The following is a 14,917-nucleotide window of genomic DNA, read 5'->3' as shown; positions in this document are numbered from 1 at the left end:
GCACTCGCCCAGGCCAACCCCACCCTCACCAAGCACGTGCGCTTCGGCTGGTGGGCCGGCGAGGAACAGGGCCTCCAGGGCTCGCAGTACTACGTCAGCCAGCTCGGCTCGACGCAGCGTGCGGCGATCAAGGGCTACTACAACTTCGACATGGTCGGCTCGCCCAACGGCGGCTACTTCATCAACAACATCAACTCCGCCACCGCGGCACCGATGAAGGCCTACTGGGACAGCCTCAACCTGCGTCCCGAGGAGAACGTCGAGGGCCAGGGCCGCTCCGACGACTACTCCTTCCAGCAGGCAGGCATCCCCACCTCCGGCTACGCGGCCGGCGCCGACGCGATCAAGACCTCGGCACAGGCCACCAAGTGGGGCGGCCAGGCCAACGCCTCGTACGACTCCTGCTACCACTCCGCGTGCGACACCACCGCCAACATCAGCGCCACGGTGCTCAACCGCAGCGCCGACGGTGTCGCCTACACCATCTGGAAGACCGCGGTCGGCGGCACCACCCCCGGCCCGGACTTCTCCGTCTCCACCGTCCCGTCCGCCGGTACCATCCAGGTCGGCGGCCAGGGCACCGCGACGGTGAACACCACCACCGTGAGCGGCGCGGCGCAGACCCTGACGCTCTCCTCCAGTGGAGCCCCGAGCGGCGTCGTGGTGACCATCAACCCGACGACCGTCCTGTCCGGCAACACGGCCACCGCAACCATCACGGTCGCGGCGAACACCGCCCCGGGCACATACCCGATCACCATCACGGGCACCGGGTCGGTCGTGCACTCGACCACGTACACCCTGACCGTCGGTGACGGCCCGAGCGGCTGCTCCGCGCCCGCGTGGAACGCGAACTCGGTCTACACCAACGGCAGTGTGGTCTCCTACCAGGGCCACACCTACCGCGCCAAGTGGTGGACCCAGGGCGAAGTCCCCGGAACCACCGGTCAGTGGGGAGTGTGGGTCGACCTCGGCGCCTGCTGAGTCGAACCGCACGTAAGTTGGTCCCCGACTTCCCCGATTGTGATGCCCGGTAGGCCGCAGGTTGGCCTACCGGGCATCACACCGTGCGGGCCGGCAGGATGCCGGAATGACCGTGAACCACGACCGTCCCGGCGTCCCCGGGAGCGGGCCCGCCCCTTGGCCGGCGTCGCTTCCCGCCGACCTGCTCGCGGCGAAGGCCCTGGTCTACGACCCGAACGGGTTCGTGTGCTCGACGCCGGTGGGCGAGCCGGAGAGCGCGGAGTACGGGGCCCACGTGTTCACCGTCGACGGCGCCGAGGTGCACTTCCGGATCGCCAGGACGACACCGACCAAGGTCGGCCAATTCGTCACCCTGTGGCGACGCTCGGCCGCCGGCCCGATCGCGCCGCTGACCGCCGAGGGCTCGCTCGATCTGGCGGTGATCAGCTCCCGACAGGGCGAAGACTTCGGGCAGTTCGTCTTCCCGAGGGAGGTGCTGCGCGAACGAGGCATCCTCTCGGTGCACGGCGCGGGCGGCAAGCGCGGCTTCCGCGTCTATCCGCCGTGGGTGAGCACGAGCAACCGGCAGGCCGACCGGACCCGGGCCTGGCAGCTCGACCACTTCCTCGCCATCCCGCCGGACCCGGCCCGCTGCCGGGCGCTGTACCACCGACCCGACGCGCGGTAGTCATCCCCGGCCCGAGCCGCGGCTGCCCGGTCAGGGAGCTCCACCACACGCGGCCCGAAGCCGGAGCAACGTCGTACGCATGCCGTGGCGATTACGCGCGGCACGCTGCGCGGGCGGGGTCCCGGTGAAGACCAGCCCGAGCACCTCGGCGACCCGACGCCGCCACCCGTCCCGCCGCCGATCGTTCCAGTACTCGGTGACCAAGGTCTCCGTCCCCTCCTCGGCCGGCGTCAGGCGGTATCCCCAACGGGCAATCGGCAGCCCGAACGAGGTGACATCGAACGCGAACTCCCGCCCCGGCTCGGCAACCACAACCCGACACGTGGTGAACCAAACCCACGGGCCCCGCCGGTTGAACCCGACGAAGTCCCGGCCCCGCAGCCAAATCCCGAATACCTCCGGACTCCACTCCTTCATCCGCCGCACATCGGCGACCACCGCGTAGACCGCCGCCGCCGGCAGCGGCACGACCAACGACTCCTCTACCTCCCACACCCGCCCACCAGCCACCACCGACCCACCCCCACGCCCCTGAAACCCCATACCCACCACGCTAACCCGCCCACGCCGGAAACCCCCACGTGCGTGGGGACTTCACCAGCGGGTTCATCGCCTCCTCGGCGGTGAACGGTTCACCCCCACGCCTGTGGGGACTTCTCTTGCCGGCCTGGGGGTTTCGGTGGGTTTTGCTGATTCGTGATGTCGGGAGGGTGATTGTGGCCAGGTTCTTGCCTGATTTGGGTTTTCCCTCTCTTGTGGGGGCGGGGGTCTTCGGCTCGCTGGAATCAGCACTATCGCGGCTCTCTCGTTGTGGGGGATACGGCGCGTGGTTGTCTCGCTGTTCGGCTCGTGTTGGTCGGCTGCCGCGTGCGTGGCTGAGGGTGGCGAGGGGGCGGGGTGGGGTGGGTTGGATCGGGCTTGCCGCGTACCGGCTGGGGCATTTCCTTGTTCGGGGTGGGGCTTCTCGGGGGAGGGCGTCTGGAGCGCAGATTTTCGAGGGTGGATCGCTTGAGTCTCCAGTGGCTTGAGGCTGGAGGGTGGGGGCATGGACGGTGCGACTCTTTACTCGATCGGTGAGCTTTCCCGGCGGACCGGATTGTCGGTCACGACCATCCGGTTCTACTCCGATTCGGGTGTCGTGGCGCCGACCCGCCGAACTCCCGCCGGATATCGGCTCTACGACCTCGACGCCCTGCTTCGGCTGGAACTCGTCCGCACACTGCGCGAATTGGGGATGGACCTCGCTACCGTACGGCAGGTGCTGAACCGCGAGCTCACCGTGGCGGAAGTCGCCGCCGCGCATGCCGATGCAGTGGACGTGCAGATTCGCCTACTGCAACTGCGCCGGAGTGTTCTGCGAGTCGTGGCCAAGCGCGGGTCCGATCCCGAGGAGACCAAGCTCATGCACCGGCTCACCCAATTGTCCGGCGACGAACGCCGCCGCCTGATCGACGATTTCCTGGACGGCACCTTCGGCACGGAGGCGGTGGGTGCCGATCCGGTGATCCTGGCGATGATTCGCTCCGCCACGCCCGACCTCCCCGACGATCCCTCCCCCGAACAGGTCGCCGCGTGGGTGGAACTCGCCGAATTGGTCGGCGACCCCGACTTCCGGACCCGAATGCGCCGGGCCGCCCCCTACCAGGCCGGCCGACGCACGCTCGACATCGAGGCCCGGGCCGGCGACGAACTGATGGAGTTCACCCGCCAAAAGGTCGCCGAGGCCAGGGAAGCGGGCATCGACCCACTCGACGACCGGGCCGCGCCCATCGTCGACGATCTCGTCCGACGATTCGCCGAGGTCTTCGACCGTGCCCCCGACCCGGAATTCCGGACCTGGATGGCCCGGCAATTCGAACCGGCCCACGATCCACGGGTGGAGCGCTACTGGCGGCTCGTGTGGGCCGTCCGAGGCCGGCAGGTGGTGCCGGGCCTGCTCCCGATCCATCCATGGCTCATCCAGGCCCTGCGAAGCAGCCACGACGCGTGACGGATCTACGAACCGTTTTCGGACAGGCGGCTCACCGAGCAGGCACCTCCTGCCGCGTGCGCCCTCCCGCCGGCAGGTCGGGGCCACGCGCACGACGTCGGGCTCATCCCCGTGTCGGAACACGGCCGAGGTTCACAGGGCGTTCTCGGCACAAACCAGATAGCCGTCGTAGGAGAGCCAGCCGGAGTGTGCCTTCCTGGAATCACCCGGGCAGTAGTTGACGTTGCTGTTGCCCGGCAGCAGGCCGGTGATCTTCATGATGTAGGTGTAATCCTTCGGCACCGTCGTGGCGTTGCAGTCCCACAGCGTGCTCAGATTCGCCTGCATCGAGTCGCCTGCCTTCGTCGCCAGGAAGCACTGGCCCGCGCGAAACCGCCGTTCCAGGCACAACTTGACGATAGAGCCGTCATCGTTGGTGTGGCTCCAGAAGGTGCGTCCTCGCCCCGACGCCGCGCACGTCGCGTCATCCCGCGTGGAGGCCACGTACATATACGCGTCGGCTGCGCTGCAACTGACGACGTACGGTGCGCTTCGATTCCACTCGAGACCGCTGTAGTAGGCGCTGACGCAATCTCCGGTGCGTACGACCGCGAAAGCCTTGTCGAGCGGGTCGGGAGTACGGGACGGCGACGGCGAGTAGGACGGACCGGGGTAGTTGGAAGCGCCTGTGGACGGCGTCGCCGGCACTGTCGGGACGGCGTACGGAGGAAGGCTGTAGTACGGGGTTCCGGGAGGTTCGTACGGTTCGTCACGCGTGTCGCGCCCCAACAGGTCCAGGTCGGGGTCGGCCAGCACCACCCAAGCGGTGACGCCCAACCCGGCCAGGACGAGGACGGCGGCGATCACCGCGGTCAGGATCGCCGCGTGCGACCAGCCCCGTGGGGTGTTCGGCAACGGGGTTGGGGCTGACGCCGGGGGCGTTCGGGTCGCGCCGGCCGCGTCCGGTGCTGCCTGCGGGAACGGTGGTTCCCGGTCCGCTCCCGGGGACCGCTCGGGGGGTTGGCCCTGCACCCATTCCTGCCGCTCCGCGTCCCATCGACTGGCGCCCCCTGCGGCGCGTGATCGGCGGCGTGGAACGCCCGGCACCGGGGCCGGGGTCGACGTCGTCCGTGGCGTATCGGCCGCCTCGCGTGCCGTCGGCACGGTTGGCGTTGTCGGCGGGAACGACGGTTCCCGGTCCGGCTTCGGAGGCGGCTCGTGGCGTGGGCCCACCGCCGATTGTTGCCGCTCCGCATCCTGCCGCCGCGCGTCGTCCGCAGCGGGCGACCGGCCGTCCGGAGAGTCCGGCGCCGAGGCCGACGCCGTCCGCCCCGTCTCAGGCGCATCCGGTGGCGTCGACCCGGGCGGCGGCACGAGCGGCGACGCCGCCGGTGGTGGGAACGGCGGCTCCCGGTCCGGCCCCGAGGGCTGCCCGGAGTACGGTCCCTCCACCCACGCCTGCCGCTCCTCGTCCCACCGACTCACGCCGTCCCCGGCACCCGACCGGCCGTCCGGAGGGTCCGGCGCCGGGGCCGACGCCGTCCGTCCCGCGTCAGCCCCATCCGGTGGCGTCGACGGCGTCGGCACCGTCGGCGGCACTCGCGGCATCGGCGGCACCGGCGGGAACCGTGCTTCCCCCTCCGGCCCCGCAGCCCCCTCGGAGCCTGGGCCCTCCACCCACTCCTGCCGCTCCGCGTCCCACCGGCTCACGCCGTTCACCCCTCACCCCAGCATCTGGGTGATCGATTCCACGACGGCGAGCGCCGACGCCAGCCCACCGGCCACCGTGCCTCCGCCGGTCAGCAGCATCCGCAACCGCTCCAGGCGATGGCGTTCCGTTTGCCCGCCGTTCGCGATCTCACCCTCGATGGCCGCCAGTTGCCCGGCAACCTCGTCGATTCCGTCGTCCTGCGTACGAGCGAGCAACGGCAGTTGCGAGCGCAACACCTCCAGCGACCCGACCAGTTCCGGCGACGCCGAGATCAACCGGCGCGAGGCGTCCACGGCCCTCGCCTCCCACCCGGCCGCCACCGCGCCACCCGCCATCGTCCCGACGCTGACCCCGGACGACGACGGCGGTACGGACGGGCACGGGACGTCCGTGCCCGCCGATGCCTCCCAGGAGCCCACCCGCTCGGACCGGTCCTCGGCGGTGGCCCGGTAGCCGCCGGCAACGGCCCCGCCGGTCATCCGCCCGATGGAAACGCCGCCTCCGGCATCGACAGGCCGGGCCGCCTCCGCCACGGCCTCGGGAACCACCGGTTCCTCGGCCCCCGCACGCTCTCGATCGTTCGGCTCGGCCGTCACTTCGCGTCACTCCCCACCACGTGCCGGGCCTTGGCCCCGCTGCCGACTGCCAACGCTCCGCCGCTCATGGAGCCGATGAACACGCTGCCCTCGCTCACCTGCACGACCTGCTGATCGAATTGGTCCGACTCGTAGCCCTGGTCGGCGAGCGCGTCCCGCACCCCGCCGGCGATCCGGTCCTGGATGGTCTTCACGTACCGGCTGATGTCCATCTCCTGGAAGAGCGAGACCTCCCCGGTACTGCCCAACTCCCGCACCGAGGTCTCGGGGGCGTCCGGCAGCGCGCGCTCCGGGTCCGCCAGCCAGGTCCCGAACACCGCGAGCACGGTGCTCGCCAGGGAGAGGCCGGCGGCGAACCCGGCGGAGGGGGCGGTCAGAACGGCCCGTACCACGTCTCGGGCCGCGCCGTCCCAGGTGCGACCGGCGACCACGTCGGCCGCCCGGTATTCCGGTTTCACCGGGGTGAGCACGTGCGGCACGACCTCCAGGACCAGCATTCCGCCCTGGGTGTGGACCCGTACCAGCACGGTCACCCCGACCTGTTCGTCCCGGCCGCCGACCCGGATCCGCAGGAAGTGACGTCGCGCCTCGCCGCCCTCGTCCACCGCGTCGTGCAGATGTTGCTCGACGGTCTGCCGGTCGTAGGGAATCTCGACGCGCGGCGCCCCCACCGGCAGATAGACGAACTCCTCGATCTCCAGATCCCTGAGCCGATCGCGGCTGGCGGCCGTCGCCGAATCCCGCAACGCTTCGATCCGGGGCCTGATCAGCTCGATGACCCGGGCACCGGTGAGCGGGCCCAGGCCCGGCTCCGCCGAGGCACGCCGCTTCAGGTCCAGCGCGAACGACCAAGGCTCGTAAGGGAGTCCCACTCCGATGAAGGGGCGCAGCGGGTCGTAGATGGTCAGCGCCGCGTACTGCTCACGATCCAGGGACTCGCCGATCCGGCGATAGTGGGCGTTCGAGGGCAGCGCGGCACGCGGCAGGCCACCGAAGGCACCGCGCGCCAACTCCCGGCGCATCACGCCCGTGACATGGGCGCGGTGTTCCCAGATCGGCAGCGTGAGCAGCAACGGGAAGGCCACCGCAGGCCAGTGGCTCTCCGGCGCGAGGACGAGACCCAACAGGGCGAGGACCCAGTAGGCCACCGCCAGCAACCGAACGCCGAGCGGGATCAGCGTCATGATCCGGCCGCGCTGCCCCGGCACGGCCTTGCGCAGCGTGGTCCGGTCCACGGCGTACACACCGCGCCCGACGCTCCGGCGCGTGCTCCACAGCAGGAAGCACAACACGGCGTAACCGATTGCCCCCGCCATCGGCACACTCGGCAAGGAATCCCCGCTGAGGTAGTCGAAGACGATGAACGCCACCCAGAGGAACAGCAGCGTGACGCCGGTCTGCGCCTCGCGGCGACGGGCCCGCAACGCATACGCGAGGACCGGTACGACGTCGACGCCCAGTGACGGCGCGACCGGTCGTTCCTCGTGCCGCACCAGGTGTTCGATCACGGCGCCGCGAAAGTCGTTGTCGAGATACGCGCCGGCGCAGAGCAGCCGGGTGGCCTCGCTGTGGGAACGGCGCGGCACGGGACCTGTCATTTCCCCCCGATCGACGGGTCGGACAAGGTGGGTTCGCGGAACGCCGGGGAGATCGTTCGATGGCCGACGTCATGGGGCGATGGGCGGACACGCCGATCGACGGCAACGGGATGATGCCGGCCGGTCGCGCTCCGCAACCCATTCTGGGGCACCGCGGCATGGTCCATCCACCGGATCGCCGGATTGCCGGCGGTTCCCCGGACCTCTACCGCCGGCCCGCTCCGCCATGCCGGTGCTGCCGGGCCGGTGCCGCCGGACTCCGCCCTGTGCGACCGCGCAAGCCGGCGGAGGCCGGGGCCGGGGCGGTTCCAAAGCCATGGTCAAGTCCCGCCGACCACAACAGCGCCGTCCCTTCCGGCGAGCCGGTCATCGGCTCGACCGGGCCTGGTTCGGGGCTGCGGTCGGGTTGGTCTCGGGCGAGCGTCGGCGGGCGAGGGCAAGGCCGGTCATAGCCGTGATCGCCATCGCGGCGATGCCGACCAGCGCTGCCTTGGTGTAGGCGCCGTCGTTCGGGAAGAGACGGCCGGTGTCGGTGCCGGCGGCCAGGATCAGGCCGCCTATGGCGCTGCCCAGGGAGTACCCGACGCTACGGACGACATAGTTGAAGCTCATGGCGCTCGACGTCTCGCTCTTGGGGGTGACGGCCAGGATGACGCCCGGCATGGCGGCCGAGAAGCTGCCGACTCCGAAGCCCAGCACGCCCATTGCCACGAACAGTTCGGCCAGGTTCGACCGGGCCGCTGCAAAGAGGACGAACCCGCCACCGACGACGACGGCGCTGCCGGCCAGGAGCAAGGGGGCGTCGACCCGTTCGCGCACCCGAGGCGTGAGCTTGCCGGCGACGAACCCCAGCACGGAGAACGGGACCAGGACCAGCCCGGCAACGAAGGTGGTCAGCCCGAAGCCGTAGCCGGCGCTGTGCGGCGTCTGCGCGTATCGGGTGATGAGCGTGAGCAGGAGGTACATGCCGAACCCGCCGACGAACATGGCGATGTTCGCCCCGGCGACCGCCGGGTGCCGCATCGCCCGGACATCGACCAGGGGTGTCTTGCTATGCAGTTCGGAGGCGATCCAGATGCAGAGCAGGAGCACGGCAACGACGGCGAGGACCACCGCCACGGCGAGGTGACGGCTCCACAGACTCGTCTCGCTTGCGAGGAACAGGACGAGGAACAGTGCACCTGCCAGGACGAGCGCGCCTGTTGCGTTCACGTGCGCGGAACGGCCCTCGGGAGCCGCGGGGATGGCGCGCCATGCGGCCAGGAAGGCGATGGCGGTGACGAACAGACCGAGGCCGTAGGCGGCCCGCACCCCGCCGAACTCGGCAAGCAGCCCGGCGAGCGGGTAGCCGACGCCGGCCCCGATGATCGAGACCACCGAGATCAGGGCGATCGTGGCCGCGCTGCGCCCTTCGGGGAGATGGTCGCGGGCCACGCCCATCATCAGCGCCGTCAGACCGAGCCCGACGCCTTGGGCCGCCCTGCCGACGAGCAGCCACGCGAACGGCAGCGGCAGCACGGTGAGCGCGCTGCCGGCGACGACGACCGCCAGCGTGGCCAAGATCGTGCCTCGTCGGTGTGGGCCGGCTCCGAGCCGGCCGAGGACGGGCGTGGCGACGGCGCCGCTCAGCAGCGAGATGGTCAGCGTCCACTGCGCGCTGTCGAGCGAGACGTGGAACGTGGTCGCCACGCTGGTGATGAGCGGCGTGCCCAGGCTGCCGACCGCCGCCACGACCAGGGCGATGAACATCAGGGAGGGGACCAGCAGCCGCGCCTCGGAGTGCTCCGGGGTAGTGCTCACCGGCTGGTCCCGGTCGTGATGTGGTCGAACAGGCCGGGTCGAATGCGGGTCCGGACCCCTCCCGCCCACGGCTCGTCCGGCTCGGCGACCATCTCCCATATCCGCCCGAGGCCTCCGTCGGAGTTCCCGGCGACCCCGCCGACCGACCACCCCGTCACTGCCTCGACCCTTCTCGGTCCAAGCTTTCGAGCTCCGCCAGATGCAGCAGCGCCGGAAGGGCTGCCACCAAGGCCTCGACTTCGTCGTCGGCGAGTTCGTCGATCAACTGCGCATACGCATCGACGCCCGCCTGGCGGCGCGCCCGAACGTAGGACGCGCCGGCCTCGGTCAGGCACACCAGCGTGACCCGCCGGTCGGACGGGTCGCCTCTCCGCTCGACCAGCCCGGATTCCTCCATCACCCGAACCAGGACGGTCATCGCGGGCTGGGTGACACCCTCGCTCACGGCCAAATCGGTGATTCGTCGTGGGCCGGTCCTGTCCAGCGTGGCCAGGGTGGCAGCGGACGTGAGGCTCAGGTCTCGCGGAAGACGCCTCACAGCCCTGGTGGCCAGCCCGTAGAGGGCCGACCCGACGGCAGTGGAATCGCGACGGGTTTCGTCTTGAAGGCTCACGCCCGAAGCATAGCACTTTTATATGAATACTTTATGCATCTGCGATCCGGGCCCGAACCCGGTCTCCCGCACTCGGTGCGGGAGACCGGCCGGAACCGCGTGCGTTGGTGTCCGCGCCGGCAGTGGGCGGCTGCCTGTCAGGCGACGGTGAGCACGATCTTGCCCCGGATGTGACCTCGGGCGGCGCGTTCGTGCGCGGCTCGGGCGTCCGCGAGAGCGAACGTGCTGTCGATCGCGACGCGGACCGCGCCCGTGTCGAGCAGGCGCGCCGATTCGGCAAGCTGCGCGCCGTTCGAGCGGACCTGGGTGCCCGAGACCGTGACGCCCAGCTTCGCGATCTCTTCGTCGTCGTATTCGCCGAAGAACACGGGGAACAGGGCGCCGCCGCGCTTGAGCGTACGCAGGAAGCGGCTGCTCTCGCGGCCACCGACGGCGTCCACGACCAGGTCGACGTGGTGCACGAGGTCCTCGGCACGGTTCCCGGTGTAGTCGATGAACTCGTCGGCGCCCAGCTCGCGCAGGAATGCTTCATGCCCGCCCGATGCCACCGCGATCACCCGTGCGCCCCGCCACTTCGCCAGTTGCACTGCGAAGTGACCCACGCCGCCCGCCGCGCCGTTGACGAGCACCGTCGTGCCGGCGCCGAGTGCCACCGGCCGATGCCGCGCCGCCTGGAAGGGCGACGGGTGATCGTGTCCGAGTTCGATCAGGAACTGCCACGCCGTCAGCAGAGACATGGGCGCCCCCGCGGCGTGCACGTGATCGATGCCGGCCGGCTTGCGTGCCAGGTCCGACGCCGGCGCGGCCACGTACTCGGCATACGCCCTGCCGTCGAAGCTGGGGAAGCGAAGGAGACCGAAAACCTCGTCACCGACGGAGAAGCCCTCCACGTCCGTGGCTACGGCCGCGACGACGCCCGACACGTCCGTCCCCGGCGTCACCGGCAGGTCGAACTCCGGCCTGGTCTCCGGAGGGATGTCGCTCAGCCCGTCGCGCAGGTACCAGTCCGGAGGATTGACGCCGACCGCGTGCACGCGCACGAGCACCTCGCCCGGCCCCGGCTCGGGCATCGGCACCTCGTCGTAACGCAGAACCTCGGGACCGCCGTGCTCATGCAGCCGGATCGCCCGCATCGTGTGCGTCGACATCGTTCTCCCCTTGCCCGCACTGCGGGATAGACTTATTCGGATCAGCGATCCAGATAAGTGGACCACTGATCCGAATATATGGACCACTGATCCGGATAGTCAAGAGGGACAGATGCGAGCCGACGCCAGGAAGAACCGCGACCACCTGCTCGCAGTGGCGGGCACCGCCATCGCCGAGCAAGGCGTCGACGTGTCACTGCGCGACATCGCCCGCCGGGCCGATGTCGGACTCGCCACCCTGCTGCGGCACTTCCCGACGCGCGAGGCGCTGCTCGAGGCCCTGCTCCGCACGAGCTTCGACGAACTGACGGCTCAGGCAGGCGAACTCGAAACGTCGAACTCTCCCGAAGACGCCCTCGTCTCGTGGCTACGCGACTGCGTCGCGTGGACCACCGAGTATCGGGGCGTGACCGTACTGATGGCAGCCGCCATCCAGGACAGCGAATCCGCTCTCCACGCTTCGTGCGTCACCCTGCGCGCCGCCGGCGCGCTGCTCCTCACCCGGGCCCAGGCCGCCGGCACGGCGCGAAGCGACCTCGACGGCACCGACCTGTTCGCGCTGGTGGCGGCACTCGCGTGGCTCGGCGATCAACCCTCCCTCGCACCACGGGCCGACCACCTCTTCGAGGTGATCGCAAGCGCGATTCTGAGCACCGCAAAAAACGGCGACGCCGAGGAGGAGCACTCGGCAACGACGCCTCGAATTCCCGGACTTGCCATCACCGACCTCGACACATGACGTCACTTCGGGCAGATTCGGTGCATCACCACGAGAATCGTGCGTCCCGGACGGGCTATCGCTTGGCGTAGTCGCCGAAGCCGGCCCAGTCGAGCACCACGCACGGTTCGTCGCCGACGACCCACGCGTCGTGTCCGGGCGGGCAGACCATCAGGTCTCCGGCGCCGAATTCCAGTTCCTCACCGTCGTCCATGACGATGTGCATCCGTCCCGACAACGTCAAGCCGACGTGCGACGCCTGACAACTGTCGGTCCCGGCAATCGGCTTCACGTGCTTCGACCAACGCCAGCCCGGCTCGAACGTACCCCGACCCACGGGAATGGCATCCAGCGCGACCAGGTCGACCTTGCCCATGCCCGCTTCGAACGGGCGTGTCTCCTCGGGCGACGCGAAATTCTTACGGACGAGACCAGCCATGATCTCCTCCTCGGGTCCGGAGGCATCGATCACGGCCGAGTGTCGAACGGTCGGCCGTCGACGCCTCGAAAACGATGTACAAACCCCCGCACTCTCCACGCTACGTCCGTCCGGCGGCCCGGTCGACCTTTGCGCAGGGCCCGCTCCGCTCCGGAAACAGCGCCCCGTCGTCGGTTCCGAGGGAACCGCGCCCGCCCGCACCTCGAAGCGGGTGCGGCCGCCCCCGGTCACACCGAGGGGCGGCCTGATTGCGCCCGTTGAGCCGATCCGCGCCTGCGCGCCTCCGTCAGCCGGACCCCGGAGTGCGGGTCGATCCCGGCGTGCTCGCGCATCGAGGTGCCGCGCACCCGCCTCGGCCGTTCGCAGCGCGGTGACTCCGGTCGTCGATCGCGTCGCCGTCGTTACGGACGAGCCGAGGCATCACCCGTGATCGATGGCCGCCGGTCGATCGTCCGCGCCTGGTTGTCCCTCTTCACGAGCCGTCCGCTCCCCGGGTCCGGTCAGGAACCCTTTGTCAGGTGTCCCCGGATCCCCACATCTCCCCTGAGCGTCGTGTTTCCGGAGACGGCCAGGTCCTGTTGGACGACCGCTTCGCCGCGCACGTTCACGTTGCCCGACACGGCCAGGTTCTGATTGACGAGCGTGTTGCCACGGGCGTTCAGTTTTCCCGAGACCGTGAGGTCCTCGACGGTCATGCCTCCCGTGAGGGCGGTCTTTCCCGCGACGGTCAGGTTCTTCCGAAAGAGCACGTCACCGTGGACGTTCAGGTCGCTGGTGAGGTAGGCGATGCCGTTGATCTGCAGGTCGGGACCGTCGACGTGGAGTTTGCTCTTGGCGTTCAGCTCGCCTCTGACATCCAGTCGACCGTGCGACACCAGGCCGAACGGTTGATCCTGGGTGGTCTCCAGCAGCGGGTTCCCCGCCTGGTCGTAGACCGACACCGGTCCATGGGTGGTGAGTTTCCCGTTCACCCGCGCCTGCCCGGCGATCAACTCGTTCACGACGGCCTCACCGGCGACGAGTTGCTCACGAACGTTGGCCCGGGCGGCTGTCAACTCGCTCAGATCGACCTTGCCTGCCGAGAGCTGACCGGTCACGTCGATCCGACCGGAGACCACGTGCGTCACGTTCGCCTTGGCCGCGGTGAGTTGCGTGCTCACGTCCACCTGATCCGAGACCAGATGCGTCACATTCCCCTTCACCGCAGTGAGTTGCGTACTCACGTCCACCTGATCCGAGACCAGATGCGTCACATTCCCCTTCACCGCAGTGAGTTGCGTACTCACATCCGCCTGATCGGCAACCAGATGCGTCACCGTCGCTTTGGCGGCCGAGATGGTGCCGGGTTTGTTGGACTCGTTGTCGATCTGTGCGCCTTCCTTGGTGAAGGTGATCTGGCCTTCGTTCTTCGTGCCTCGGACCAACGGGGTGTGCACCCCGAGGTTGGCGGTGACGCGTTCGAATTCGGGGCTGAGTAGGTGGACCGTCGTGGTGAGGACGTATGCCGGTTGCTGTGGGTCGGCGGGTTTGGCCGTCAGGGTGTAGGTGGCGTCGCGTTTCGGTCCCGTGCCCGGTTTCGGGGACCACTGCCAGTCGATCGTGCCCGGCGCGCGGGTGACGGTTTCCGGGGGGCCGTCCGGACCCTGGATCGTGTAGGCGAGGCTGCCGGGTCCGTCCCACCGCAGGACGACCTTGTTGCCGTCGTCGACGAGGGTCTTCTCGGGGCGGAAGTTGATCGGGATCTGCGGGGCCTTCTTCAGCACTCCCAGGACGAGGCCGCGCCTGTCCTTCGGCTGGTTGCCCTCGCCGCCCGAGGCGACCTCGGTGATCTTCAGCCGGGCCAGGCCCTCCGCCTCGGAGACGGGGAAGTTCTTCAGCGTCAGAACCAGGGACCTGAAGTCGACCATGTCGACTCCTCCGGGGAATTGCGCCCGGAAGGCGCCTTGCGTCTGGTCCCACTTGAACGTCGGCGTCTCTCCGAAATCGAACGGATCGTGCTCGATGCCCGGCACGATCTTGGTACGGTCCGGCGTCAGGTCACCCGCGCCGTTGCCGACAGGCACTTCGATGTCGATGAACGACCAGGACACCCAGTTCGAACTGGCGTTGGAGACGATCACGTACACCGTTCCCACCGCCGGTGTCCCCGCCCGGGCCAACAAAGGAATGGGATCCGTGACGATCTCGTAGTTCAGTAACACGGTCGAGCCTCCCTGTTTCGGCGTTCCCGCGATGCGGGCGAACACGCGCGACGACCCCGCGGGCCGGGTGTGACAGGAGCGGCCGCCGGCGGCCGCGGCGGATCGCCGAATCGAGCGACACCCCAACCGCGGCGACCGAGGACACGGGGCGGCGGGCGTACCGAAAATGTTCCGGGTGGACGGGAACCCGAACGGCGTCGACCCCACGATGCAACAGGCACCCGCCGCCGGATCGCCGTCGCGGCGCGCCCGTCCTTGCACGCCGTCGACCGACCACCGAACCCGACCTCGCGAACGCCCGACGCACGACCCCGCCCCACCCCCGAACAGCGCCCCCACCCGGCCCCACACCGGACGACACCACCGCGCTACCGGAATCCCTCTCCCACCGCCCGCCCCCGAAAACACGGCCGCCACATCCACGACAGCAACGCGACACGGCCCGCGACACGCCACGCTTCCGGTGGTCGATG

The 14,917-nt window shown here is 69.6% G+C and carries 13 protein-coding genes; 4 read left to right on the top strand and 9 right to left on the bottom strand.

Going from position 1 to position 14,917, the window contains the following annotated elements:
- Together ABZ374_RS43300 and ABZ374_RS43295 are read left to right on the top strand one after the other, a co-directional pair.
- On the top strand, window positions 1–984 hold a 984-nt coding region (locus ABZ374_RS43300), incomplete at its 5' end, for a M28 family peptidase (protein ID WP_360323153.1).
- Between the two features lie 106 nt (window positions 985–1,090).
- Window positions 1,091–1,651, top strand: coding sequence for a MepB family protein (locus tag ABZ374_RS43295; RefSeq protein ID WP_360323151.1), 561 nt, complete (start codon window positions 1,091–1,093; stop codon window positions 1,649–1,651).
- A gap of 30 nt (window positions 1,652–1,681) precedes the next feature.
- Here the strand turns inward: ABZ374_RS43295 and ABZ374_RS43290 are convergent, their stop codons facing one another.
- A complete protein-coding gene (locus ABZ374_RS43290; protein ID WP_360323149.1) occupies window positions 1,682–2,146 on the bottom strand; it encodes an SRPBCC family protein in 465 nt (154 codons plus the stop codon).
- Between the two features lie 550 nt (window positions 2,147–2,696).
- Here ABZ374_RS43290 and ABZ374_RS43285 point away from each other — a divergent pair.
- Complete coding sequence (locus ABZ374_RS43285; protein WP_360323147.1) at window positions 2,697–3,641, top strand: MerR family transcriptional regulator; 945 nt, start codon at window positions 2,697–2,699, stop codon at window positions 3,639–3,641.
- A gap of 132 nt (window positions 3,642–3,773) precedes the next feature.
- Here ABZ374_RS43285 and ABZ374_RS43280 read toward each other — a convergent pair whose 3' ends face one another.
- The 6 genes from ABZ374_RS43280 to ABZ374_RS43255 all read right to left on the bottom strand — a co-directional run bounded on the left by ABZ374_RS43280 (window position 3,774) and on the right by ABZ374_RS43255 (window position 11,086).
- Window positions 3,774–4,487: a hypothetical protein gene (locus ABZ374_RS43280; RefSeq protein WP_360323145.1), complete on the bottom strand. Its 714-nt coding sequence runs from the start codon at window positions 4,485–4,487 to the stop codon at window positions 3,774–3,776.
- An 855-nt stretch (window positions 4,488–5,342) separates the two neighbouring features.
- Complete coding sequence (locus tag ABZ374_RS43275) at window positions 5,343–5,810, bottom strand: hypothetical protein (RefSeq protein WP_360323143.1); 468 nt, start codon at window positions 5,808–5,810, stop codon at window positions 5,343–5,345.
- 113 nt (window positions 5,811–5,923) lie between these two features.
- Window positions 5,924–7,513, bottom strand: coding sequence for a hypothetical protein (locus tag ABZ374_RS43270; protein WP_360323141.1), 1,590 nt, complete (start codon window positions 7,511–7,513; stop codon window positions 5,924–5,926).
- Between the two features lie 378 nt (window positions 7,514–7,891).
- The gene (locus ABZ374_RS43265; RefSeq protein ID WP_360323162.1) at window positions 7,892–9,274 is read right to left on the bottom strand and encodes an MFS transporter; all 1,383 of its coding nucleotides are present in this window, start codon (window positions 9,272–9,274) and stop codon (window positions 7,892–7,894) included.
- A 205-nt stretch (window positions 9,275–9,479) separates the two neighbouring features.
- Window positions 9,480–9,842: a MarR family transcriptional regulator gene (locus ABZ374_RS43260; RefSeq protein ID WP_360323160.1), complete on the bottom strand. Its 363-nt coding sequence runs from the start codon at window positions 9,840–9,842 to the stop codon at window positions 9,480–9,482.
- Between the two features lie 233 nt (window positions 9,843–10,075).
- The gene (locus tag ABZ374_RS43255) at window positions 10,076–11,086 is read right to left on the bottom strand and encodes an NADP-dependent oxidoreductase (RefSeq protein ID WP_360323158.1); all 1,011 of its coding nucleotides are present in this window, start codon (window positions 11,084–11,086) and stop codon (window positions 10,076–10,078) included.
- A gap of 112 nt (window positions 11,087–11,198) precedes the next feature.
- On the opposite strand from ABZ374_RS43255, the gene ABZ374_RS43250 reads away from it, so the two are divergent.
- On the top strand, window positions 11,199–11,825 hold the full coding sequence (locus ABZ374_RS43250; RefSeq protein WP_360323139.1) for a TetR/AcrR family transcriptional regulator: 627 nt from the start codon (window positions 11,199–11,201) through the stop codon (window positions 11,823–11,825).
- 55 nt (window positions 11,826–11,880) lie between these two features.
- On the opposite strand, the gene ABZ374_RS43245 is transcribed toward ABZ374_RS43250, so the two are convergent.
- Window positions 11,881–12,243 (bottom strand): cupin domain-containing protein, encoded by a 363-nt coding sequence (locus ABZ374_RS43245; protein WP_360323156.1) that lies wholly within the window; start codon window positions 12,241–12,243, stop codon window positions 11,881–11,883.
- Between the two features lie 500 nt (window positions 12,244–12,743).
- Entirely contained in the window at window positions 12,744–14,489 is a 1,746-nt protein-coding gene (locus tag ABZ374_RS43240; RefSeq protein WP_360323137.1) for a hypothetical protein, read from the bottom strand.
- Window positions 14,490–14,917 lie beyond the last annotated feature (428 nt).

The sequence above is a fragment of the Embleya sp. NPDC005971 genome (assembly GCF_040629175.1).
GTDB lineage: Bacteria > Actinomycetota > Actinomycetes > Streptomycetales > Streptomycetaceae > Embleya.
This window is presented reverse-complemented; position numbering and strand designations above follow the sequence as displayed.